Source organism: Candidatus Accumulibacter propinquus (genome assembly GCF_056856495.1).
Genome location: NZ_JBSEHC010000003.1, coordinates 1716845 through 1739984 on the forward strand (window position 1 = coordinate 1716845; position 23140 = coordinate 1739984).

Below are 23140 nucleotides of genomic sequence, written 5' to 3' on the forward strand. Positions count from 1 at the left end.
GTACTTATGTCGCTCAATGACCCACAATGGGGCAATCGCGGCAACGATGACGGCGGTGGCAGACGGCCCAATCAGGGGCCGCCTGACCTCGAACAGTTGTGGCGCGATCTCAATCGTCGACTCTCCAGCATTTTCGACAAGAAGGGTGGCGGCGGCGACCGCGGCGGCGACCGGCCGCCGGTACAGTTCAACAGCAGGTTTCTCGGTGGTGGCATTGGCCTGTTGCTGGCGTTGGTCGTCGTGGTCTGGCTGGCCAGTGGTTTCTATATCGTCGACGCTTCGCAGGTGGGCCTCGTGCTCCAGTTCGGGCGCTACAAGGAGAGCACCGACTCGGGTTTGCGCTGGCGACTGCCATACCCGATCCAGGCTCACGAACTGGTCAACGTCTCCGGTGTGCGTACCCTGGAGATCGGTTATCGCGGCAGCGAGAAGAACAAGGTCCTCAAGGAAGCGCTGATGCTGACTGATGACGAGAACATCATCAACATCCAGTTTGCCGTGCAGTACATCCTCAAGGATCCGGTGGAATACATCTTCAATAACCGGCATCCGGACGACGCCGTGATGCAGGTCGCCGAGACGGCGATTCGCCAGATCGTCGGCAAGAACAAGATGGACTTCGTACTCTACGAAGGTCGGGAGCAGATCGCGGTCGATGCCTCGAAGCTGATGCAGGATATTCTCGATCGTTACAAGACCGGCATTCTGATCTCCAAGGTCACGATGCAGAACGCACAGCCGCCGGAACAGGTGCAGGCGGCGTTCGACGACGCCGTCAAGGCCTCGCAGGATCGCGAGCGCCAGAAGAACGAGGGGCAGGCGTACGCCAACGATGTGATCCCGAAAGCACGCGGCACGGCCGCGCGCCTGATCGAGGAGGCCGAGGGCTACAAGAAACGAGTGATCGCCACTTCCGAGGGTGACGCCAGTCGTTTCAAGCAGATCTATACCGAATACGCCAAGGCGCCTGAAGTGACACGCAGTCGCATGTATCTCGAAACCATGCAGCAGGTCTATTCGAATACCAGCAAGGTGCTGGTCGATACCAAGGGGCAGGGGAACTTGCTCTATCTGCCGCTGGACAAGCTGTTGCAGGCCGCTGGTGCGGTAGCGGCGGCACCGGCTGCCGGTAGCCCCGAGGTGCCGGTCGCCGCCCGGCCGGCAGCGGCGATCTCGAACGAGGTGCCGCCGCAGGTGGTCGAGAAGAACGAGGCGCGTTCGCGCGAGACGCTGCGACAGCGTGATCGGGAGGCACGCTGATGAGAGCGGGGATGAATGTCTTTGCCGCGGTTTTCGTGGCCGTGCTGGTGGTGCTTGGGGCAACGATCTTTACGGTTGATCAGCGTCAATACGCGATCGTCTTCCAGCTCGGTGAGGTGCGAAGTGTCATCGAGGAGCCGGGCCTGTACCTCAAGTGGCCGCTGATCCAGAACGTTCGTTATTTCGACAAGCGGATTCTGACCCTGGATAGCGCCGAGCCGGAACGTTTCATCACTTCCGAGAAGAAGAACGTGCTGGTCGACTCATTCACCAAGTGGCGGATCATTGATCCGAAGCTGTACTACATCTCGGTGGCCGGCGACGAATCGCGTGCCAAGACGCGCCTCACGCAGACCGTGAATGCCGGCCTGCGCGAGGAGTTCGGCAAGCGCACCGTGCACGATGTGGTTTCGGGCGAGCGCGACAAGGTGATGGAGCAGATGCGCGAGAAGGCTGACCTTGACGCCCGCAAGATCGGCGTGCAGATTGTCGACGTGCGGGTCAAGCGTGTCGAGCTGCCCAATGACGTCAGTGAGTCGGTGTATCGCCGCATGGACGCGGAACGCAAGCGGGTGGCCAACGAGCTGCGCTCGCAGGGCGCAGCCGATGCCGAGAAGATTCGCGCCGACGCCGACAAGCAGCGCGAGGTGATCGTCGCCGAAGCCTATCGCGACGCACAGAAGATGAAGGGTGAGGGCGACGCCAGGGCCACCGCCATTTACGCCCAGGCCTTCGAAAGCAACGCCGAATTCTATGCCTTCTATCGCAGCCTGGAGGCCTATCGCGGCAGCTTCAAGGGCAAGACCGACGTGATCGTCGTCGAACCCAATTCGGACTTCTTCAAGTACATGAAGAGCATCGGCCGGGGTGGCGGCGACAAAGCCGGCAAATGATCGATCACCTGTTGCTTGCGTTTGCCCTGATGCTGGTGCTCGAAGGGCTGTTGCCGTTCGTCGCCCCAAGCGCCTGGCGGGAGACATTCCGGCGTTTGATACGCTTTTCGGATGGGCAGATTCGTTTCATCGGCCTGACGTCGATGTTGGTCGGGTTGGTGCTGTTGATGATTTTCCGATGAACTGGCTATTGCCCGAACACTTCGCCGATGCACTGCCCGCTGAAGCCGCAAGGATAGAGTCCCTGCGCCGCCGGTTGCTCGATCTGTTCCGGGTGCATGGCTACGAGTTGGTCATGCCACCGCTGCTCGAGTACCTTGAGTCGCTGCTTACCGGTTCCGGACATGACCTGAGATTGCGTACTTTCAAGCTCGTCGATCAGGTATCGGGTCGCACCCTCGGCGTGCGACCCGATATCACGCCGCAGGTTGCCCGGATCGATGCCCACCTGCTCAACCGCCAGGGGGTGACGCGACTCTGCTATAGCGGCAGCGTACTGCATACCCTGCCGGCGTCACTGACGGCGAGTCGTGAACCCATGCAGCTCGGTGCGGAGTTGTATGGGTATGCCGGAGTGGCCGCGGACGGTGAGGTCATCCGCCTGATGGCCGGCGCATTGCGTGCAGCCGGCGTGCCGGCAGCGCGTATCGACCTCGGTCATGTCGGCGTGTTTCGCGCACTGGCGGCGGCGGCAGGCCTTGATGCCGAACTCGAAGGGTCGTTGCTGCTGTTGCTGCAGGGCAAGGATGTGCCGAGTCTGCGCGAGCTTTGCGCCAGGATGGACGAGCCGCTGCGCTCGGCGCTGCTGAGTTTGCCCGCGCTCTACGGCGGCGTCGAAACACTTGCAGCGGCGACGAAGGCTTTGCCCGCCTGGCCGCAGGTCACGGCCGCTTTGGAGACCTTGCGGCAGTTGCAGGCGTCGTTGCCCGATCTGCCGCTATCTTTCGACCTCGCTGACCTGCGCGGTTACCATTATCACAACGGTGTCGTTTTTGCAGCTTACTGCACTGATTTTTCGAGTGCCGTTGCACGTGGCGGGCGTTATGACGGTGTTGGCAGAGCCTTCGGTCGCGACCGTCCAGCGACGGGCTTCTCGATGGATCTGCGGGATCTGGCCGGTCTTGCGGCAAATGGCAAGGCGCCAGGGGCGATCCTGGCGCCCTGTTCGGCAAACAGCGTCCCTCTGGCAGACACGATTGCGATATTGCGTGCGCGGGGCGAGGTCGTCGTAGAACTCCTGCCGTCCGAAACGCATAGCGAAGGGCCGCGGTGTGACCGCCAACTGCTTGAACGTGACGGGCAGTGGCTTATTGAGGCAATCACAGGAACGGATCACAGGAATGGCTAGGAACGTCGTGGTGGTGGGCACCCAATGGGGCGATGAGGGTAAGGGCAAGATCGTAGACTGGCTGACTGATCATGCCAAGGGTGTCGTTCGTTTTCAGGGCGGTCACAATGCCGGTCACACGCTGGTGGTCGGCGACAAGGTGTACAAACTCAATCTGGTTCCCTCCGGGATCGTTCGTGAGGGAGTTGCCTGTTTCATCGGCAACGGGGTCGTGCTGGATATTCATCATTTGATCAGCGAGATCAGGGTCCTCGAGTCGGGTGGCATCGATGTCCGCTCGCGTCTCAGGATCAGTCCGGGTTGTCCGATCATACTGCCCTACCACGCCGCCCTCGATCACGCCCGCGAGGCAGCGAAGTGCTCGGATTTGCGCATCGGCACCACCGGCAAGGGCATCGGCCCAGCCTATGAAGACAAGGTGGCGAGGCGGGCGCTGCGCATCTATGATCTGTTCTATCCCACTCGTTTTGCCGACAAGCTGAAGGAAAACCTCGACTACCACAACTTCGTGCTGACCCGCTATCTGGGCGCCGAAGCGGTCGATTTCGACTCTGTCCTGGCCAGGGCGATGGCCGATGCCGAAGAGATCAAACCCCTGGTGGCCGATGTTTCAGCGGCACTGCATGCGATCAATCAGGCCGGACACAGTCTGCTGTTCGAGGGGGCACAGGGCGCGCTGCTCGACATCGATCACGGCACGTACCCATTTGTCACCTCCTCGAACTGTGTCGCGGGTCAGGCCGCAGCCGGTTCGGGCATTGGTCCGGGGATGCTGCATTACGTGCTGGGAATTACCAAGGCGTACTGTACGCGCGTCGGTGGCGGACCTTTCCCGAGTGAACTCGATATCGAGACGGCAGGACTGCCGGGCTATCAGATGTCGCAAAAGGGGCGTGAATTCGGTACCGTTACCGGGCGCAAGCGTCGCTGCGGCTGGCTCGATGCGGCAGCGCTCAAGCGTTCGATCCAGATCAACGGCGTCACCGGTCTGTGCATCACCAAGCTCGACGTTCTCGATGGTTTGCCGGAGTTGAAGATCTGCAGGGCCTATCTGCTGGATGGTAAGACTATCGACCTGCTGCCGATGGGGGCCGACGAGGTTGCCGCTTGCGAGCCGGTGCTGGAAACCTGGCCGGGTTGGGACGAGTCTACGGTCGGTGTCAGTACGATGCAGGGATTGCCGGCAGCGGCGCGTGCTTATCTGGAGCGTATCGAGGAACTGTGCGGGATTCCCGTCGACATCGTCTCGACGGGACCAGAACGCGGAGAGACGGTAGTCCGTCGCCACCCCTTGGGGTGATCGGGAAAGATCCAGGTCACGCCACTGCCCGCCACGACCGGTTGGTCGCCAATAACCGTCGGGACGGCTGCGAAACGACGTTCAGGGCCTTCGGAGGGCCCTGATCTGTCGCGCGGAGGCACCATGGGGGTTGGCGCGAAGGGTGCTGTGCGGGCTTTAACGTGGGAGGTGGACACATGGGCATTCTTGACTGGTTCAAGAACCGTCCGGCTCAGTTTGATCCGGATCGGGTTTCGGACGAAATGATTCGCGCGGCTGCAGACAAGGCGATCACCCTCACCAATCCGCGTTTGAACGTGCTGCCGGGTTGCCAACGGCGCCTTGCGCCGGCGGTCGAGACGGCCGTCGAGTTTCTGCGCGCGATGGTCCAGTCGTTGCCCGGCGCGCGCGCCCTGTCGCCGGCAACATGGTCCAGAGACCCCGCCTTGCGAGCGTTTTTCGTTGCCCCCACGGATATTCCTGCCGTGCTCGGACGTTCGGACAACCTGCGTACCTTGTTTGACAAGTTCCCGGAGCTGGACGAGGCTTGCCTGATCCTGGGAATGGCCTACAACGAGCAGCGCGTGTTCGGCATGGCCCTGCACGGCGACATGGTACAGCGCGATGTGGTGCAGACCAGTGTCAGTTTCTCGGATCATCGTGCGCATATCTGCGGCCGTGACGAGTCGCGCTTGCGCCGTGTGGTGGGGACTCAGGCCTTCGAATATCTGTTGGCCCAGGCCCTGGCGGAAATTGGCGAGGAACGCGTCGAAAGGCAGGAACTGGAGGGCAACCGGGCACTGATCAGGGCCCGCCTGCGCCTGCTGCAGCAACAGGGCCCGGGCTTGGGCTCGATGTTCGGCGCACCTCCGGCGGCGCGCAGCGAGCAGGCCCGGCTGGAAACGGAACTGCTCGAAAACGAGCGACAACTGGCGGCAATAGGTGGCAGCGAGTCGGCACTGGAAGCGGAGTTTGCATGCCTGACCGAGGTCCTCGGGCACCCCGAGCGTTATCTGCACGTCGAACAGAAGCAGTTGCGGCTCAACACGATGAACGTCGTTGCCGACAAAGCAAGTACTGATCCGGCGGCAGAGGTCGATTTTGCCATCGCCAATCTGGCGGGTGCACAGGCTGTGCGGCGGGCGTTTGTGGTGGCAAGTGTCGCCCGCGGCGAAGTGCCATCGACGCCAAAAATCAATTTTGACGATGCGGCGCGACTCCTATGATGCAGCCACAGAGGGATTCCCCGGTACTGGCGTTTTCGAGGATGGCTGTCGGGCGAGCAGTCGTCAGCGGCAATACACACCAAACGGACATGTGTTCGCATGTCCGTCACATTCCCAAGGAGAATCAGGCATGAATCGAGAAGAACTCCGTGACCAGTTGCTGGCACCGGTCCTGCAATGGACGGCGCTGGGCCGACAGAGCAGCGAGTTGATGACCGGTTCCCTGGCGGTCATCCATCAGCGGAGCAACCGCTTGCTGCGTGGCGCAACCCTGCGCGAAGCGCACGACTGGGCCGAAATGGGTACCATGACCCACGAGAAGGTCACTGTTCCGCTGGAGTCGGCTGTGGCCATGGCCACAGCGCTGCAAAACGAAGCGCAGCAGTTCGTGACCCAGACCGCCGAGGCGTCAGTGGCCGTTGCTGGCAGCGCGATGGCCCTGTTTGGCAGTCGCAGTGCCGACGAGTTTGGCGCCCGTCAGTTGGCACTGGGCCAGGCACTGGCGAATGTCGCGTTGTGTTGGTATCAACTCTACGGACGGGCTGCTGCGGTGGCGGAGCAGGGCATGCGACCGATTCTTCGTCAGGTGAGGGATAACGCTCAACGGCTGAGTTAAGCCTGGCGGTCGCCCGATGGATGTGGTGACAGGTATGTCTTTTGATCGACTTTCACCGGGCCACCGTGCGGCATTGCCGATGTATCAAACTCCGGATTGCTAGAATCACGCTTTTTTCAACCCTGACGAGATGCACGACATGAAACCATCCATCGCGAAGCTGTTCATCACCGCTGCCTTTTGCCTGAGCCTTGGGCCTGTTGCTGCAGCCGATCTCGATCTTGCCGGCGACATCAAGGCGCAAGCGGCAAAACTCGTCAAGGTCGAAAACCCGGAAGTCCTGCCGACGATCAAGCGTGTGGTCATTACCAGCTTCATGGTCGATTTCGTCAGCGAGTTGAAGTACAGCAAGTCGCTGAATGGTCTCGAAGCCATGATCGGTGCGGATTCCGATGTGTCGATCAAGCTCGTTGGCAGCAGTAACGAGCAGTTCCAGTCGATCGCCGACCGTTTTTACGACCAGACCGTGGAATTGCTCAAGGCGCGTGGCATCGAGGTCGTCAGCCAGGATGACTTGACCGTCTTGCCCGAGTTTGCCGAACTCGCTGCCTCGGGGGTCACGCCGTTGCCTAGCGAGCAGGACGCCAAGGCCGGCAAGGGTCTGTTCTTCAGCGCGCACGGACTGCCGCTGCACCTGATCGACGAAACCCAGTTCATCAGCAGGATTTCTTTCGGCAAGAAGCAGGAGGACGATTTCCTGACCTTTGGTGCGCGTTTCTCCGGCGGCTTTGCGGCAGCGCAGGCGCAGCAGATCGAAAGCAGGATTGCCAGGAAGCTCGACGCGACGATCCTGAAGGTGCGCTTGACCGTGCTGGGTGGCCAACTCACCCCTGACCCGGGTTTCTGGACCAGTGGCAAGGTCACGACGCGAGCCGCTGCGAGTTTCGTAAACTTCGTGACCCGCTATGCCTTCATTGATGTGGAAGGCAACAAGGCGCGGGTATCGCTCCAGGAGACGGTGTCTACCGATGAAATCGGCGAACTGGTGAATACCACCAGCGGCGGTACCAAGACCGTCGATACGGCGAAGAACGTGGCGCTGGTGGCGCTCAACGTGGCAAGTTTTGCCGCCCGCATCGGCGGCATGCGGACCGGCTACACCGGCGGCTTCGCCTCGACCAGCGAGTACGAGTGTCGTGTTCAGGCGGAACCCTTCGAGAAGACCCTCCTGAGCCACCACGACGTGATTGTCCGGATGTTCGGCGAGAGGATGCAAAATCCCGGGCAGTGAATAGCGTGGTGGCGCCCTGCGCCACCTACTCGCCGGCCGACCAACGCACGCGCAACCCTTCGCGGTGGCGCGCAAACCAGAAGAGGGCAATCAGTGGCCAGGCCGAGTCGATATCTCCCGACTCGGCCAGGGCGATCGCCTGCGTGGCCGGCAGGCACACGACACGGATATCCTCTCCCTCGTGGGCCAGGCCGTGGATGCCGCCGGTGCTGGAGCAGTCGACGCGACCCAGGTAGAGGTGGGTGCGCTGGGAGGTCTTCGCCGGGCTGGTGTAAAAAGTGCTGATCGGGAGCAGGTCGATCAGTGCGCAACCCGCCTCTTCCATTGCCTCGCGTCGTGCCACATCCGCCGGGGTTTCGCCGGCTTCGACGAGGCCGGCGACGATCTCGAGCAGCCAGGGGCCGCGGGGGCTGTCGCGGGCGCCAATCCGGAACTGCTCGATCATCACCACCTCGTCGCGCTGCGGGTCATAGAGCAGGACGGCGGCGACATCGCTCTTCTCGATGACCTCGCGCACGATCGCTGGACTCATGCCGCCGGCGAACAGGCGATGACGCAGTCGCAGGCGCTCAAGTCGGTAGAACCCCTGGTAGCAGACCTCGCTGTCGAGAATCTCGAAATCGTTCCTGTTCATGCCGACCTCCTCTGACTGTCGCGCCGAGTTTAAGCCGAAAATCGCAGCAGCGGCCATCCAGGCCCTCTTGGGCGGGTGTGGTGGCCGGCGCGATGGAGAGCGACATCGACGATCGGCGTCGGGATAGTGATGCATACTGACGGCCAGCGCGACTCCCTGCTTCCTGCAGGGTGGGCGCCCTGGCAAGACACGACGTTACCATTGTGCCATCCTTCGTTCGAGGAGAAGACCATGATTGTTGCATTGACTCAACTGCTGGTATTGCAACTGGTCGGCGAGGTGATCGCACGTGGGTTGAAGCTGCCGATTCCCGGTCCGGTGATCGGCATGTTGCTGCTGTTCCTGCTGCTGGCCCTGCGGCGCGGTCCCAGCCCCGAACTGCAGTCGACCAGTCAGGGGCTGCTGCAGCATCTCTCGCTGCTGTTTGTGCCGGCCGGAACGGGGATCATTCTGCATCTGCATCGCGTCGCCGACGAATGGCTGCCACTGCTGCTTTCGCTGCTGCTCAGCACGCTGTTGACCCTGGCAGTGACCGCCCTGGTGATGCGGTTGTGCACACGCCGTGCGGCGACCGGAGAATGAACGTGGTGGCGCCACAGATCAACGATCTCTGGGTATACCTGTCGACGACGCCGTTGCTTGGCCTGACGGTGACCCTGCTGGCCTATCAGGCTGCGTGGTGGATTCATCGTCGCAGCGGCAGCAGCCCGCTCGCCAACCCGGTCATGATCGCCGTCGCGGCCCTGGTCGCCTTGCTGGCAATCTCCGGAACATCGTACCAGACCTATTTTGACGGTGCCCAGTTCGTGCACTTTCTGCTCGGCCCGGCAACGGTAGCCCTGGCCGTGCCGCTGTACACACAGTTTCGGCGCGTGCGCGCAATGATGCTGCCGGTTATCGTTGGCCTGCTGGTCGGCAGCTTCACGGCGGCAGTTTCCGCGGTCCTGGTGGCGCGGCTGTTCGGCGCCAGCCTGGTGACGCAGCTTTCGCTGGCGCCAAAATCGGTGACCACGCCGATTGCCATGGGGGTCGCCGAACGCATCGGCGGCATTCCTTCGCTGACGGCGGTGCTGGTGATCAGTACCGGCATTCTCGGCGCTGTCCTCGGGCGCTACCTGTTCGATGCCCTGCGCATCGACGACGCCGCGATCCGGGGCTTCGCCACGGGAGTCACCGCGCACGGCATTGGCACGGCGCGTGCGTTTCAGGAGAGCGAGCAGGCAGGAGCCTTCGCGGCACTGGCCATGGGCATGAATGGCCTGGTCACGGCGCTGCTGTTGCCGATGTTCTTGCCACTGCTGCAGTGATACCCTTCAGGTCATGGAAATTTTGATCGAAGTGATTCTCAAGGCGGGTCGCTCGGGCGTCGAATTGGCCCTGTTCATCCTGTTGCCGATCACCGTCGTGATGCTGTCGTGCATGCGCCTGCTGGAGGCACGTGGGGTCCTCGACTGGCTGGTGACGCGTCTGGCCCCTTTGCTGCGCCCGTTCGGGCTCAACGGCCTGGGTGTCTTTGCCGCCCTGCAGATCAGTTTTGTCAGCTTTGCCGCGCCGGTGGCGACCCTGGCGATGATGGATCAGCGCGGCGTCTCCAAGCGTCATCTGGCGGCCACGCTGGCGATGGTGCTGGCGATGGCGCAGGCCAATGTATCCCTGCCGATGGCGGCGATGGGACTGTCGTTTGGACCGTTGATCCTGCTCTCTCTGGGTGGTGGCCTGATTGCCGCCGCGGTGACCTGGTACGGTTTCGCGCGGCGGCTGGATGTGTGCGAGGAGGCGGTCGACGAATCGCTGAAGCACCCTTTGGCGGAAGGTGCCAAAGGGGTGCTCGACGTCATCAACCGCGCTGGTGCCGAGGCCTTCCGCATCTCGGTCGGCGCCATTCCCATGCTGGTGCTGTCGCTGGTGGTGGTACACGGGCTGCGCTCCGTTGGCGCTGTCGACGCGCTGACGCGCGCCCTGGCGCCGCTGCTCGGCATCCTGGCGGTCGACCCGATCATCGTGCTCCCGGCGCTGACCAAAGTACTCGCCGGCGGCACGGCGATGATGGGCGTGATGGACGAACTGACCCGCGCCGGGCAGGTTTCGGCTACCTTCATCAACCACAGCGCTGGGTTGTTGATCCACCCGCTGGACATTCCCGGCGCGGCGATCCTGATCAGCGCCGGTCGTCGGGTGGCCGACGTCTGGAAGCCGGCGGCACTGGGGGCCGCTGTCGGAATCCTGGCACGCGCTGTGGGACACACCTTGATCAGCTGATCCCTCAAGGTCACCCGCACAGCCGCAGCGATGCAGCAAGCTGACCTGCCATCGTATCCAGTGGAGAAGCCGCGTAACAGGTGTCGAAAATCTTTACACTTGACCGCCATGGTCACCATGGATGTCATGCAAGGCATTGTTGCAATGGCTATATAAATGATCGGCATGATCTTTGCATGCAGCCTGGAGGCGTGGGATTGAGCGCTGTAAGGCGTGCTCGCGCGGCGGCGCAATCTGGCCTTTCACCTTCACCAATCAGGAGGCTCCATGAAACGTCCAGTCCTTGTCTTGGCTATGGCTGCAGCCATGCTCCTCGCGGCCCCGGTAGGTCACGCGGCCATCATCAGTCTTTACGCCGATCTCAACGGCGCCAACGAGGCTCCACCGAACGCCTCGCCGGGATCCGGATTTGCCAGCGTCAGCGTCGATACGGCAACCCATATCATGCACGTGCACGTCGATTTCAAGGATCTGCTGGGCACCACGACGGCTGCACACATTCACTGTTGCACACCCTTGCCTTTGACGGCGACTGCGGGTGTGGCGACGACGGTGCCGAACTTCATCGGCTTTCCGCTCGGCGTCACCAGCGGGTTGTACGAACACGACTTCGACCTGGAACTGGCCTCTTCCTATAACCCGAGTTTTCTCACGGCGCACGGCGGGACGGCGGCAGCCGAAGCGTTCCTCTTGGCCGGCATGACCTCGGGCAGGAGTTACCTGAACATTCATACGACTTTCCGTCCGGGAGGCGAGATCCGCGGCTTCCTGGTACCGGAGCCGGCGATGATCAGTCTGCTCACTCTGGGGCTTGGTCTGGGTTTCGTTTCGCTGCGCCGCAAGAACACCGGAGAGGATTCGCGGGCTACGTGAATCCGCTGGTCATTAAACAAACAGATCCTCCTGGCAGCTCGTCCAGGTGGCGAGCCCAGGGTGGAGCATTTCAGGCTGGACGAAACACCGGTTCCTCGGCCTGTAAACGGCCAAGTGCTGGTGCGTCATCATTACCTCAGTCTCGATCCCTGTTGCGCGCCCGGATGAACGAAGGCGCGAGTTACGCACCACCGCAACCCTTGAACGAGGTGATGATCGGCGGCACGGTCGGTGAGTTTGTCGATTCGTGCAATGCACGTTTTGAGGTTGGCGACACGGTGCTCGGAATGGGGGGCTGGCAGCAATACTCGGTGATCGACGACGGTAATTCAAATCGAGTACCACTTTGTATGGGTGACGAAGTACCGTTACCAGGTGCTGACGGGAGAGATCGCGGAGCGAGTACCAGAGTTGGTGTGGGAGACGTGTGAGGCGTTTGAGATTCGGATAGTTAAGGGTGTGGTGAGCAGGACCACGTGCACATCCTGACGAGTTGCCCGCCGACCCTGGCGCCGAGCGAGATCATGAGGCGGATCAAGGGGCGGACATCGAGCAAGCTGTTGGAAGAGTATCCGCGCCTGAGGAAGAGATGCTGGGGACGGCACTTCTGGGCCAGGGGGTACTTCTGTGCCACGGTAGGGCAAATGACGGACGAGATGATCAAGCAATATTTGGAACATCACTTTGAGCGCAACCCGAATGACGATTTCAAAGCCGAACCCAACTAGGAAGCGTCGATTAGGCGACGCGTATCCGGACTTTCAGTCCGCAATATAAACCCACCGGCTTTAGCCGGTGGTTGTTTAGTTCGGGCTTGTAGCGTCACTCGATATTCCTCTTGCGCGCAAGCAATTGATTCAGAAAAATGTTTCGCGGTTCTTGTTTAACATGGACTAGGTGCGGCTAGAGGTTTTCTTCCTCCCAGGCAAGTCCGTTGGTACGCAGGCGATGGACGCCGGTTGCGTGGCCTCTATCTACCGGTGACCGGCAGCCCTCTGCCTGGTGATCGCGGTCACCGTCTTGCCGGTATCTTCGGTGAACAGATTGCCCCGGTCATGTTGGCTGGCGCCGCGGCTCTGTTGCTTGATTCGGCCGAGACGTGGCAACCTGCGGATCACACTGGCCAGAGCACCTGCGCGGTGAACTATCAGCATCGGGATCGTCGGCGACCTTGTCGATCGTTAACGGGTTTAGCCCGAGATGGGCGGCTGCCTCTGACGCCAAGGGTGCGTCTGCGTTGATATCACATGCCTTACTGGATCGCGATTCAGCATCAGAGGAGAATGGCGGCCTGGCGCTTTCCTGGTGGAAGGCGAGGGAACTAGGGTGCCCAAGGGCGGGATCCTGGCGGCGGGCCGAGGGGGTGTATGCCATGTCTCTGATAAGGAAAGTCAAGAAACTTGCTCTGCGCGACTACGTGACCGATCATCCGCGCACCTACCGGCGCTTTGGCGCGCTGTGGTTGCTGCGATATCGAAACTACATTGATCGCAAGCTGATTCTTGGTGAGCGCTATGAGGATTCTCAGCTCGCGTACTGCGCGCAACTCATCAAGGAGCGGGGTGTTTCCTGTTTCATCGATGCAGGCGCCAATTTCGGGCTCTACTCGGTGACCCTCGCGGCTAGCCAGCCGGCCTTGAGCACCGTTGTCGCCTTTGAGCCGGACCGCCGAAATTTCAATCACCTTTGCGCGAACATCTACCTGAACAGCCTCGACCTGCGGATAGACGCACGCCGCGTGGGCTTGAGCCACGCTAGACGATCGGTGTCCTTTCTGGTCAACAAGGGCAACAGTACGGGCATGTCGCGAATTGCCGAAACGGCGCCTGCGGGAACCAAAGCCGAGATGTTCGAGGAGACGATCATCGAAGTCGACACGCTGGATGCTCAACTGGCGAGCATTCGGGGGCAGGTGGTCTTCCTCAAGATCGATGTCGAGGGACACGAGGAGTCGGTAATCACCGGAGGGCGATCATTTCTTGAGCGGAACCGCTGCTTCGTGCAGATGGAAATCCTGAGCAATCCGCAGGAGATGGTGTGTTGGGTACGGGATCAGATCGGCTTCTCGTACCTGCATCATATCGGCAACGACTACTTCTTCGAAAGATCCTCGTAACGCCCAAGGGGCAAGGCTTAACGGTCCTTGGCAAACTGCGGGAAAGTTCTCGGCCCCGTGACGATAAAATTAAAAGTTGTCACTTACTAAAAAACTGCTTGCAAATCGCTGAACGGCGCGCTATCGTTGCCGCATGTTAAATGGACTTGCACGTTATGAATTCAGCGAGCGGCTTGCCGATATCCTCGGGGAATCGCGTCGCGACCTGCGCTTTCGCGTCACGCTGATGGTCTCTGGCGGCCTGGTAGCGCCTGGGCCGCGTGGGCGGGGCTCACCGCCGGCAACGCCGCATTACGCGGCGCATTTGCTGATCGGGGCCATGGCTGCGCCACAACAGGCGCAGACGGTGGAGGCCATTCGATGCTATGCAGACTTGCGGCCGACAGCGGTGGCAGCCGGCGGCAACACCCCGCGAGTACTGTTCGGCCCGGCGCTGGCAGCGGACGACGAGAATCCATCTGAATCGTCGATATCTCTGGACGGCCTGCCGTTCGGTGAGGCGCTGGCCGGCCTGCTGGAACTGGCGTGTGCCGAAGAGACGCGCGCGATTGTCGCCAGCGAGGTGTTTGGCGTGTGGATCAACCGTGGCTGCCCGGTTGCCTCGCTGCAGTTCAGCGCCTGCTGGCAGGGCCGGCGTGCGCTCGTCAGTCATACCTATGGCCTGGCCCCGGACGCAGCTCCGCCGGCCTGGCTTGACTCCCAACGTGGTGGCACGGTCGATCCCGGCCTGTTCCACTCCGTTTTCTTGCCGGTCCGCAAGCTGATCGAGATCGGTCTGCTCACCACCTTGTCCGATGACAGGAATCGTCCAATGATGAACAAACTGGGCCATAAAGTGGCCGCCATCGCCAACATGGCAAAACTCGCGGCCAAGACGCCGCACGGAAGTCGCTGGGAGAAACTCCTTTCCGCCCTGACCGCGGTCCAGGCCTGGTCGGAGCAGGTGGATTCGCAGGAGAAGGGCCGCCTGCTGGAAGTGACGGGTTTCGGCTCCAATCCCGGCGAACTGCGCATGTATAGCTACGTCCCCGAACGGTTGCCGGCCAACGCGCCACTGGTTGTCGTGCTGCACGGCTGTACGCAAAGCGCAGCCTCGTATAACAAGGGCAGCGGCTGGTCGACGCTCGCCGATCGCTACGGTTTTGCGCTCCTGCTGCCGCAGCAGCAGTGGAACAACAACCCGTTGCGCTGCTTCAACTGGTTCAAGCCGGAAGACAACGAGCGCGACAAGGGCGAGCCGTTGTCGATCCGGCAGATGGTCGACCGGATGTTGCACGATCATGGTCTCGATCGCCGGCAGGTCTACGTGACCGGTACTTCGTCGGGCGGCGCCATGACCACCGTCATGCTGGCGACCTATCCGGAGGTGTTCGCCGGCGGCGCCGTGCTTGCCGGGGTTCCCTACCGTACGGCCAAGGGCTTGCAGGAAGGGCTCGAGAGCATCTTTCAGGGACGTTCCCGATCAGCCGGGGAGTGGGGACAACTGGTGCGCGCGGCCTCGTCCCACCAGGGGCCATGGCCGAAGATCTCGGTCTGGCATGGTGACGCCGATACCGCCGTCAAGCCGGTCAATGCCGAAGAAATCGTCAAGCAATGGGCCGACGTGCACGGCCTCGATGCGCAGCCGACGATCCAGATGACGGTCGACGGCCATTCGCGCCGGGCCTGGCAGGGGCCAAGCGGTGAAGAACTGATCGAGTCCTACACGGTACTCGGCATGGGCCACGGTGCCGCCCTCGATCCGGGCGCCGGGCCCCATCAGTGCGGTACGGCGGCGCCGTTCTTCAACGCGGTAGGGATTTCGTCCACGCACCGGATCGCCGATTTCTGGGGATTGCTCGCCGATCGACCGGTCAGAGCGACCGCTCCCGCCCAGGCCGAAACGGCAGCGGCGGCTGAGCAAGGAGGCCGTGGTGCCCGCGCACTCGACCGCGGCGAGCCGGGGTTCAAGGAACATGCCACGCGCGACACCGAGCCGCCCCGTGGTTCAGCGGCACCGGGGCAGCGTGCCGCGGCCGGCCGATCCTTTGGGCTCGATGTCCATGGCATCATCTCCGCGTCGCTGGAAGCGGCTGGCCTGCTCAAGGCGGGCACCACGAACCGGCGCCCGGACAGTTCGGCGCCGCTGGGGATCGACGTTCCCGGGATCATTTCGACGGCACTGGAAGCGGCAGGCGTGCTGAAGGGTGTCGCGCAGCGTTCTGCTTCGGCGCATCCCGAAGCTGCACTCAAGACCGCCGGCTGGGAAGGTGCGGGATGGGAACTGCTGCTCGAAGACTCGCGTGCATTTCGCGGTGGGCCGATGCTCTATGGTCACGCCGCATCGGGTGATCACGGTGCCCTCGGCGCACGCGTCCAGTCGATCTCACGGCGGATCAAACTCGGTCCGCAGCCGGAACTGAGCTACGTGCGACGCCTCGATCTCAGTGCCGGCGTCAATGACTACACCAGCGCGAGTTTCCGCGTCCTGATCGACGGCATTGTCGTCGATGAAGTCACGGCGATCGGCATGGTGCACCAGGAGACCGAATGGCTGCGCCAGGCGGCGATCGACCTGAAGCAGTTTGCCGATCGCAGCGTCACGCTGACGCTCGAAGTGGCGGCTTGCGCGAACATCTACAGTACGGTTTACGCCAAGGCGTGGGTGGACCAGATCACGATCCACAATGCCATCGATCTGGCTCACTGCTGAGGTCTGACGGCTCCACCGGATCCCCTGCCAATGTATTCGGGGCTCCGGTGGGTTATGTACGGCAAGCAGGTCAGCGGTTGGAGAACGAGGGTTTGCGCTTTTCGACGAATGCCGCCATGCCTTCCTTCTGATCTTCCAGAGCAAAAGCCGAGTGGAACGTGCGGCGTTCGAAGAGCAGACCTTCGGAAAGCGAGCTCTCGTAGGAGCGGTTGATACACTCCTTGATCATCATCACGACCGGCAGCGAGAAGCTGGCGATGCGGGTGGCGGTGGACATCGCCTCATCAAGGAGCTTGTCGGCCGGGACGACCCGTGAAACCAGACCTGCACGCTCGGCTTCCGTGGCGTCGATGTTGCGCGAGGCGAGGCACATCTCCATGGCCTTGGCCTTGGAAATCGCCCGCGGCAGACGCTGCGTGCCACCGGCGCCGGGGAGAATTCCCAGGCGAACTTCGGGCTGGCCAAATTGCGCGTTGTCGGCGGCCAGAATGATGTCGCACATCATCGCCAGTTCGCATCCGCCGCCGAGCGCGTAGCCGGCAACAGCAGCAATCACCGGTTTGCGGCAGCTCTTGAGGCTGTCCCAGTTGCGGGTGATGAAGTCGCCCTTGTAGGCTTCCATGTAAGTCAGGGACTGCATGACGGTAATGTCGGCGCCGGCAGCAAAGGCCTTGTCCGAGCCGGTGATGACGATCGCGCCGATGTTTTCATCGGCCTCGAAGGCGGCCAGAGCGCTGCCCAGTTCGTCCATCAGGTCATCGTTCAAGGCATTCAGTTGCTTGGGGCGGTTGAGAGTGATCAGGCCGACTTTTCCGCGCACTTCGGCGTTGATGTTGACATAGCTCATAAGGGAAATCTCCAGGTTCAGAGTGGATGGTGTCGAAATCCCGCCAATTGTCGCGGGATTTCCTTGCTGCGGTGATCGGAATCGGTGCTGGACATGCTGCTGCGCTTGTTGCGCCGGGGCTGGGTGACAAGCCGACGCGCCGGCCTGAACAGGTTTGCTGTCAGGCCGGCGCGTCGTTTGCTCAAGGCAGGGGTGCAGGGGTCAGTGGTGCCGCGTCTTCAGTTCCCGAGGGACTCGTGTGTCAATCAGGAAATGTCGATCTGGAATTTGACCGGTCCGCGCGACGCTTTGCCGTTGGCGTCGGTAAAGGAGCCGGTGACCGGGGCCTTCTTGCCGTGCGGACTGGTCAGGATGGCCACGTGTCCGCCGAAGAAGGCGACCGACTCGAGACGGTCCCAACCTTCGAGGAACTTGTTGCCGGCGGTGGCGCACGGTGGCGTGACAAGGTCGTCCTTGATCGCGTAGTTCTGGTACCACGGCACGTTCAGCTCGATCAGGTTTTTGATGTTCAACGGCTGATCGAACAGTTTCACCGGCAGGGTCCCGTCGTTGGCGATCGGATCCTGGAAGGTGTGCGAACTCATGTTGGCAATTGCCAGCGGCAGGTGCACGCGTTCCTTGAGCAACCAGCGGAACAGCGCTGCCGGCGTCTTGCCGGGGTTCAGATCGGTGGCCCGATGCAGCGAAACCTGATCGAGCACTTTCACCAGCGGGGTTTCCCTGTCAATGGCGACGAAGCGCATTCCCAGGCTCAGCAGGTAGCCGTTGGCGACCTTGTTACCGCTCGGCAGCGTCGTGGTGATGAAATCGTGGTGCATCGTCGGCATGCCGCTGATGGCGTCGCTGTAGGTGCCGTCAACCGGGGTCACGTTGGTGATCAGGGCGTCGCAGACATCCTTCAGTTTGCCCGACAGAATGTTCATCAGCGAGATGTAACCGCCCTGGCAGGTGCCGTTCAGGGTGACTTTCTTGCCGTCGTTGAGTTCCATTGCCTTGGCGCACAGTTGGCGGGTCTGTTCGCAGTCCTGCTCCGGCGTCAGCGTCTGGACCTTCTCGTTCGTCATGATGTCCTTGACGACGCGGACGTAGGTGGGGATGCCTTCGTTGGCGAACGCGTGGCTGTAGCTCTTGCCCTCGAACGGCAGGAACGACAGGATGTGTACGCCCAGCATGTACGGCGGAATGAGGATGACAGGCTTCAGATCCTTGCGCACTTCGACACCGGCCTTCAGCGGCAGCACCTGGTAAAGCTCGAAGGCGTCGGTTTCATGGACCAGCTTGTAGTTCGGGGTGTTGAACTGGAAGCCGAACTCGTCGGCAATGGCCTCGATCTGCTCGTTGAAGTTCGAAACCGATTCCATGATTTCGGCTTCGCGACGCATGTAGCCACCCAGTTTCTCGCCATCCGCCTTCAGGACGGTGTTCAGGAACGCGCGTGTACCTTCCTCGACCTGATCGAAAGCGTAGTCGGCCATCTTGCCCTGCATGCCGGCCATTCCCTTGCGGGCCATGCCGACGTTGTGTTCGACGATCTCGAAAGCTTCCAGCATGCTCAGCGGGTTGTCGCGCGCCGCGGTCATGGCAATGTGTGCGGCAATGAAGAGGTTGTCGTTGAATTCGCTGACTTCGCGGTTCGAGGCGCGCATCATCGCCAGCATGTACCTCCACCAACTCGTGGTGAAATCAGGCATTTCCCTTAGCAGTGCAAACATCTTCCAACCTCCAACAATTTACGTCACTTAGAACGGGCCGGCCCGCGGAGGCCGGCCCACGATTACCTTGGGCCCGCCATAGGAACGGATATGGGAGTTTCCATCGGAGACAACAATTCGGCTTGCCTTGGCCCGTTCCCAGTTGACATGCGCCAGTCCCGGAGCGCGCAGCCGGTGCCCGGCACCACGCCACAGGTCTGGCGATAGCCGTGACTTTGCGCCCCCGCTGGAAGTGGCTGCTGTGTACCTGGAGTCATGCTGGTGGAAGCGTCACGAAGAAACCGCGGCAGAAATCCCGGACCCGGGAAGGCCGGCGCGAGCCCTTTGCTCTGCCGGTCCTGGCTGGCATGGAATGGTCGCTCAACCAACCCGATCGAGCACGATTCCGCACCGCACAATGCATTCTACTCCTCCGCGCGGGAATTGTTTACTCTGCGGTGTGGTTCTCGAAAGGTTTATTTGGCACCTCCATCGAGCCGTGGGTAATGGCCTTAAATGGTGATCTGGAGGGTATGGTGGCGAGCTTCGCGGAACCGCCCGATACTCTTGGCAATGCTCCGCCGCTACACGGCGAAATTGGGTTGTATAGTAGCGCATTGTTGCGCTGCGATGCCGCCGGGCCGAGTCGGTGTGCGCCCGCAGGGATTCTTGGATGGGAGGAAAAAATGCTGCAACTTGCAACGTTGGTCAGGCATCACTCGCAGTATCGGCCGCATCAGGTGGCTGTTGTCTTCGAGCAGGAGCGCCTGACCTGGTGTCAGTTTGCCATGCGCGTTGGCCGGTGCGCGCGCCTGCTGCAATGGCTTGGGGTGCGCAAAGGCGACCGGGTAGCGACCGTGTTGAGCAACTGTCGCGAGCTACTCGAAATATATTGGGCGGTTCCTTCGATCGGCGCGGTGCTGGTGCCGCTGAGTCCGCTGTTGATGGCTTCCGGTCTGGCCAGCCTGTTGCGGGATTCGGGTGCTGTTTGCCTGATCACGCAGCGCACGATGGCGCCGGTGCTCAGCCAGGTCCGCGACGAACTGCCGGTCGAGCGTGTGTTGATGATCGATGGTTCGATCGGTGATTATGCCGACTACGCGGCTCTGCTCAAGACCCTTCCGGAGGAGTGGCCCGAGCCGACGTCGGTGAGCCGCGACGATCTGTTCAATGTCATGTACACCAGTGGGACGACCGGCCTGCCGAAGGGGATAATGCACAGCCATTTTGTGCGCGCGATGTATTGCACGCTGTTTGCATCGGCATGGCGGATGAGTCCGGAATCGGTGGTGTTGCACACCGGTGCGATCGTCTTCAACGGCGCCTTCGTGACGCTGATGCCCTGCTTCTATCTTGGTGCACGCTATGTCCTGCAGCGCCAGTTCGATCCTGACGAGGCGATTGAAATCATCGCCCGGGAGCGTGTCACGCACACCATGATGGTGCCCGCGCAGATCATCGCCCTGCTCAATTCACCGCGCTTCTCGGTCGACAAGTTGGCGTCGCTGGAGATGATCCTGTCGCTCGGTGCACCACTTCACCAGGAGCACAAGGACTTGCTCAATCGCTTGCTGCCCAACCGCTTCTACGAGCTCTACGGGCTCACGGAAGGGTTCTGGACCATTCTCGACAAGACGCAATCGCTGCGCAAGGCCGGTTCGGTGGGTGCGCCGCCGTCCTTCTACACGATGCGTATCGTGCGTGAGGACGGCAGTGACGCTCCTCCAGGGGAAATCGGTGAAATCGTTGGTCGTGGGCCGTCGCTGATGTCCGGCTACTACGGTCGTCCCGACCTCACTGACCAGGCGATCCGTGGTGGCTGGTTGTTTACCGGTGATCTTGGCTACACCGACGGCGATGGTTACCTTTACCTGGTCGACCGCAAGAAGGACATGATCGACAGCGGTGGTGTCAAGGTTTACCCGCGCGACATCGAAGAGGTTGCCGCTCGTCACCCAGCGGTAAGGGAGGTCGCCGTTTTTGGCGTCGTACATGAAAAATGGGGGGAGACGCCGGTGGCAGCGGTGATTCTCCGGCCCGATGCGGTGCTCAGCGCCTCCGAGTTGTGTGACTGGATCAACGAGCGGGTCGGGGCACGTTATCAGCGCCTGCACGCGGTGCAGATCATGGACGAGTTCCCGCGCAACGCCGCTGGCAAGACGCTCAAACGTACCATGCGCGATGCCTACCAGTCGGGGCCTTCGGCCGCCGACTGACCGTCAGCGACGAGGCGCCTTCGTAAGAAAATTCGGCCGCCTGTTGGCGGCCGAATACGGTTGCCTACTGCTGCAGAATGTAGGTTCCCGGGGCGTCACAGAGCGGCGCGTAGCCTTTCTCTGGCGCGCCCATCGGCGGTGCCGGTTCAGCGCCAGAGGAATGCCGTGTGAGCCACTCCTGCCATACCGGCCACCACGATCCCTGATACACCGGGGCCCTTTCTTTCCAGGTGTCGGCATCCAGGCAGCGTTCTCCCACGTGGCAAACGCTGAGTTGGTAGGATCGACGTGGGCGGCCCGGTTCATTGACGATACCAACGTTGTGCCCACCACTGGTCAGAACGAACGTCAGTTCGGTGGCGTCGCTCTGCAGGTGTAACTTGTACACAGAACGCCAGGGCGCGACGTGGTCGGCGCCGGCGGCGACGGCAAAGATCGGCGCATGGATGTTGCTGATCGAAATGGCGCGTCCATCGACCATGTACTTGCCCTGGAACAATTGATTATCTACATACAGCCGGCGCAGGACCTCCGAGTGTTGGCGGTAGGGCATGCGCGTGCCGTCGGCATTCCAGGCCATCAGGTCGAACATGGGTTCGCGGTGGCCAAGGTAGTACTCGCGCACCATCTTCGACCAGATCAGGTCGGCCGACTTGAGCAACTGGAATCCTCCGGAGACCTGTTTGTGGTCCAGGTAACCCTTCTGCCACATCATGTCCTCAAGCAGGGTCACCTCGCTGGCGTCCATGAAGACGTTGATTTCACCGACCTCGGTGAAGTCGGTCATGGTGGTGAACAGGGTGACGCTGGCCAGGCGGTCGTCGCCGTCGCGGGCCATCGCGGCTGCGGCAATGGTCAACAGAATGCCGCCCAGGCAGTAGCCGACGGTGTGGATCTTGCGGCCCGGCAGGATGTCCGAGATGGCGTTGATCGCGGCCAGTGTTCCCAGCTTGCGGTAATCCTCCATGCCCAGATTCCGGTGTTCCGCACCCGGGTTCAGCCACGAGACCATGAATACCGTGTGGCCCCGATCGACGAGGTACTTGACCAGCGAATTGTGCGGCGACAAGTCCAGGATGTAGTACTTCATCATCCATGCGGATTGCATCAGAACCGGTTCGCGCTGGACAGTGTCCGTGCTTGGCGAGTACTGGATCAGTTCCATCAACAGGTTACGATAGACGACCTTGCCAGGTGTGACGGCGAGGTTTTCCCCGACCTTGAAGGCGTCGACCCCGGCTGGCTTCTCGTCGCGGAAGGAGCGGCGGATGTCCTCGCCATAGTACTTGGCTCCGCGCGCCAGATTGGCGCCGCGTTCGTTGCCGGTCGCTTCCACGATCTCGGGGTTCATGAATGGCACATTGCAGGGGGCAGTCATGTCCAGGATCTGCTTGGCGGTAAACCAGACTGCTGCCTCGCCGTGCTTCGAAACACCGCGAATGCCAGTGGTGGCGTTATGCCACCATTGCTGGTTGAGCAGGAAGCCCTGGTAGATCACGTTGTACGGAAAGCGCTGCCAGCCCGGATGGTCAAAGCGATGGTCGCCGGGGAGAGGCTTGATGCAGTCTTCGGCATTGCCGGTGACCGCCGAGGAAAGCGCGTACGCGCCGAGGCGCATAGCCTTGCGGGCGGCCTTGGCGGCGAGTTGGAACTGTTTGCCGGGAGAGGACGCCAGATGCACGGTCCAATCCAGATAGGCCATAGCCAGTGAAGCCGGCGAGATACCACCGCTTAACTGACCGAGCGCGACATTGGTCATCCGGTCGATGTTTTCCAGGGCGTCGGAATCCAGCAGGTGGCGATCACCCAGACGTCGAGAGTGGTCTGCTCGCGGCGGCGACTCAGAGGGCGTGGTGGGCGTAGCCGCAGTCGCCGCCGCGGCGGCAATCGGCGGCGGCATGGCCGCTCCAGGGCTTGACGGCACTGCCGTTACGGCAGCGACAGTTTCGGCCGACGTGC

General features: G+C 61.7%; 20 protein-coding genes and 2 pseudogenes. 17 read left to right on the forward strand and 5 right to left on the reverse strand.

Features of this window, described 5'->3' with window-relative positions:
- Nucleotides 1-6 precede the first annotated feature (6 nt).
- The 8 genes from hflK to AC15MQ_RS13680 all read left to right on the forward strand — a co-directional run bounded on the left by hflK (nt 7) and on the right by AC15MQ_RS13680 (nt 7853).
- Nucleotides 7-1260, forward strand: a complete 1254-nt coding sequence (gene hflK, locus AC15MQ_RS13645; RefSeq protein ID WP_287670081.1) for an FtsH protease activity modulator HflK — start codon at nt 7-9, stop codon at nt 1258-1260.
- Nucleotides 1261-1271: 11 nt separating this feature from the next.
- Entirely contained in the window at nt 1272-2153 is an 882-nt protein-coding gene (gene hflC, locus AC15MQ_RS13650) for a protease modulator HflC (protein ID WP_434735617.1), read from the forward strand.
- A complete protein-coding gene (locus AC15MQ_RS13655; protein WP_287652654.1) occupies nt 2150-2335 on the forward strand; it encodes a DUF2065 domain-containing protein in 186 nt (61 codons plus the stop codon). The genes hflC and AC15MQ_RS13655 overlap by 4 nt, the downstream gene beginning before the upstream one ends.
- Nucleotides 2332-3501: an ATP phosphoribosyltransferase regulatory subunit gene (locus AC15MQ_RS13660; RefSeq protein WP_483080399.1), complete on the forward strand. Its 1170-nt coding sequence runs from the start codon at nt 2332-2334 to the stop codon at nt 3499-3501. Before AC15MQ_RS13655 ends, AC15MQ_RS13660 begins: the two co-directional genes overlap by 4 nt.
- Nucleotides 3494-4801, forward strand: a complete 1308-nt coding sequence (locus tag AC15MQ_RS13665; protein WP_483080400.1) for an adenylosuccinate synthase — start codon at nt 3494-3496, stop codon at nt 4799-4801. The genes AC15MQ_RS13660 and AC15MQ_RS13665 overlap by 8 nt, the downstream gene beginning before the upstream one ends.
- Before the next feature lie 176 nt (nt 4802-4977).
- Complete coding sequence (locus AC15MQ_RS13670; protein ID WP_287670079.1) at nt 4978-6006, forward strand: hypothetical protein; 1029 nt, start codon at nt 4978-4980, stop codon at nt 6004-6006.
- Nucleotides 6007-6136: 130 nt separating this feature from the next.
- Nucleotides 6137-6622 (forward strand): hypothetical protein, encoded by a 486-nt coding sequence (locus AC15MQ_RS13675; RefSeq protein WP_483080401.1) that lies wholly within the window; start codon nt 6137-6139, stop codon nt 6620-6622.
- Between the two features lie 139 nt (nt 6623-6761).
- Nucleotides 6762-7853, forward strand: a complete 1092-nt coding sequence (locus AC15MQ_RS13680) for a hypothetical protein (protein WP_287652662.1) — start codon at nt 6762-6764, stop codon at nt 7851-7853.
- A 25-nt stretch (nt 7854-7878) separates the two neighbouring features.
- Here the strand turns inward: AC15MQ_RS13680 and AC15MQ_RS13685 are convergent, their stop codons facing one another.
- Nucleotides 7879-8487: an NUDIX domain-containing protein gene (locus tag AC15MQ_RS13685; protein WP_483080402.1), complete on the reverse strand. Its 609-nt coding sequence runs from the start codon at nt 8485-8487 to the stop codon at nt 7879-7881.
- A gap of 231 nt (nt 8488-8718) precedes the next feature.
- Here AC15MQ_RS13685 and AC15MQ_RS13690 point away from each other — a divergent pair, with 231 nt between their 5' ends.
- From AC15MQ_RS13690 to tnpA, 6 genes and pseudogenes are all read left to right on the forward strand, one after another.
- A complete protein-coding gene (locus tag AC15MQ_RS13690; protein WP_287670074.1) occupies nt 8719-9069 on the forward strand; it encodes a CidA/LrgA family protein in 351 nt (116 codons plus the stop codon).
- A 5-nt stretch (nt 9070-9074) separates the two neighbouring features.
- Nucleotides 9075-9794 (forward strand): LrgB family protein, encoded by a 720-nt coding sequence (locus AC15MQ_RS13695; RefSeq protein ID WP_483080650.1) that lies wholly within the window; start codon nt 9075-9077, stop codon nt 9792-9794.
- A 13-nt stretch (nt 9795-9807) separates the two neighbouring features.
- Complete coding sequence (locus AC15MQ_RS13700) at nt 9808-10746, forward strand: nucleoside recognition family protein (RefSeq protein ID WP_483080403.1); 939 nt, start codon at nt 9808-9810, stop codon at nt 10744-10746.
- A 267-nt stretch (nt 10747-11013) separates the two neighbouring features.
- Entirely contained in the window at nt 11014-11619 is a 606-nt protein-coding gene (locus AC15MQ_RS13705; RefSeq protein ID WP_483080404.1) for a CHRD domain-containing protein, read from the forward strand.
- Nucleotides 11620-11945: pseudogene (locus AC15MQ_RS13710) on the forward strand (NADP-dependent oxidoreductase); the annotation flags it as partial.
- A gap of 1 nt (nt 11946) precedes the next feature.
- A pseudogene (gene tnpA / locus AC15MQ_RS13715) lies at nt 11947-12347 on the forward strand (IS200/IS605 family transposase).
- Between the two features lie 246 nt (nt 12348-12593).
- On the opposite strand, the gene AC15MQ_RS13720 reads toward tnpA, so the two are convergent.
- Nucleotides 12594-12773, reverse strand: coding sequence for a hypothetical protein (locus AC15MQ_RS13720; RefSeq protein ID WP_483080405.1), 180 nt, complete (start codon nt 12771-12773; stop codon nt 12594-12596).
- 218 nt (nt 12774-12991) lie between these two features.
- On the opposite strand from AC15MQ_RS13720, the gene AC15MQ_RS13725 reads away from it, so the two are divergent.
- Together AC15MQ_RS13725 and AC15MQ_RS13730 are read left to right on the forward strand one after the other, a co-directional pair.
- Complete coding sequence (locus AC15MQ_RS13725; RefSeq protein ID WP_287669884.1) at nt 12992-13735, forward strand: FkbM family methyltransferase; 744 nt, start codon at nt 12992-12994, stop codon at nt 13733-13735.
- Between the two features lie 133 nt (nt 13736-13868).
- Nucleotides 13869-16427: an extracellular catalytic domain type 1 short-chain-length polyhydroxyalkanoate depolymerase gene (locus tag AC15MQ_RS13730; protein ID WP_483080406.1), complete on the forward strand. Its 2559-nt coding sequence runs from the start codon at nt 13869-13871 to the stop codon at nt 16425-16427.
- Nucleotides 16428-16497: 70 nt separating this feature from the next.
- Here AC15MQ_RS13730 and AC15MQ_RS13735 read toward each other — a convergent pair whose 3' ends face one another.
- Together AC15MQ_RS13735 and AC15MQ_RS13740 are read right to left on the reverse strand one after the other, a co-directional pair.
- Nucleotides 16498-17274, reverse strand: coding sequence for an enoyl-CoA hydratase (locus AC15MQ_RS13735; protein WP_287652671.1), 777 nt, complete (start codon nt 17272-17274; stop codon nt 16498-16500).
- A 245-nt stretch (nt 17275-17519) separates the two neighbouring features.
- On the reverse strand, nt 17520-18986 hold the full coding sequence (locus AC15MQ_RS13740; protein WP_483080407.1) for a hypothetical protein: 1467 nt from the start codon (nt 18984-18986) through the stop codon (nt 17520-17522).
- 665 nt (nt 18987-19651) lie between these two features.
- Between AC15MQ_RS13740 and AC15MQ_RS13745 the strand changes: the two genes are divergently transcribed.
- On the forward strand, nt 19652-21181 hold the full coding sequence (locus tag AC15MQ_RS13745) for a class I adenylate-forming enzyme family protein (RefSeq protein WP_483080408.1): 1530 nt from the start codon (nt 19652-19654) through the stop codon (nt 21179-21181).
- 64 nt (nt 21182-21245) lie between these two features.
- Here AC15MQ_RS13745 and AC15MQ_RS13750 read toward each other — a convergent pair whose 3' ends face one another.
- Nucleotides 21246-23081, reverse strand: coding sequence for a PHA/PHB synthase family protein (locus tag AC15MQ_RS13750; protein WP_483080409.1), 1836 nt, complete (start codon nt 23079-23081; stop codon nt 21246-21248).
- Nucleotides 23082-23140 lie beyond the last annotated feature (59 nt).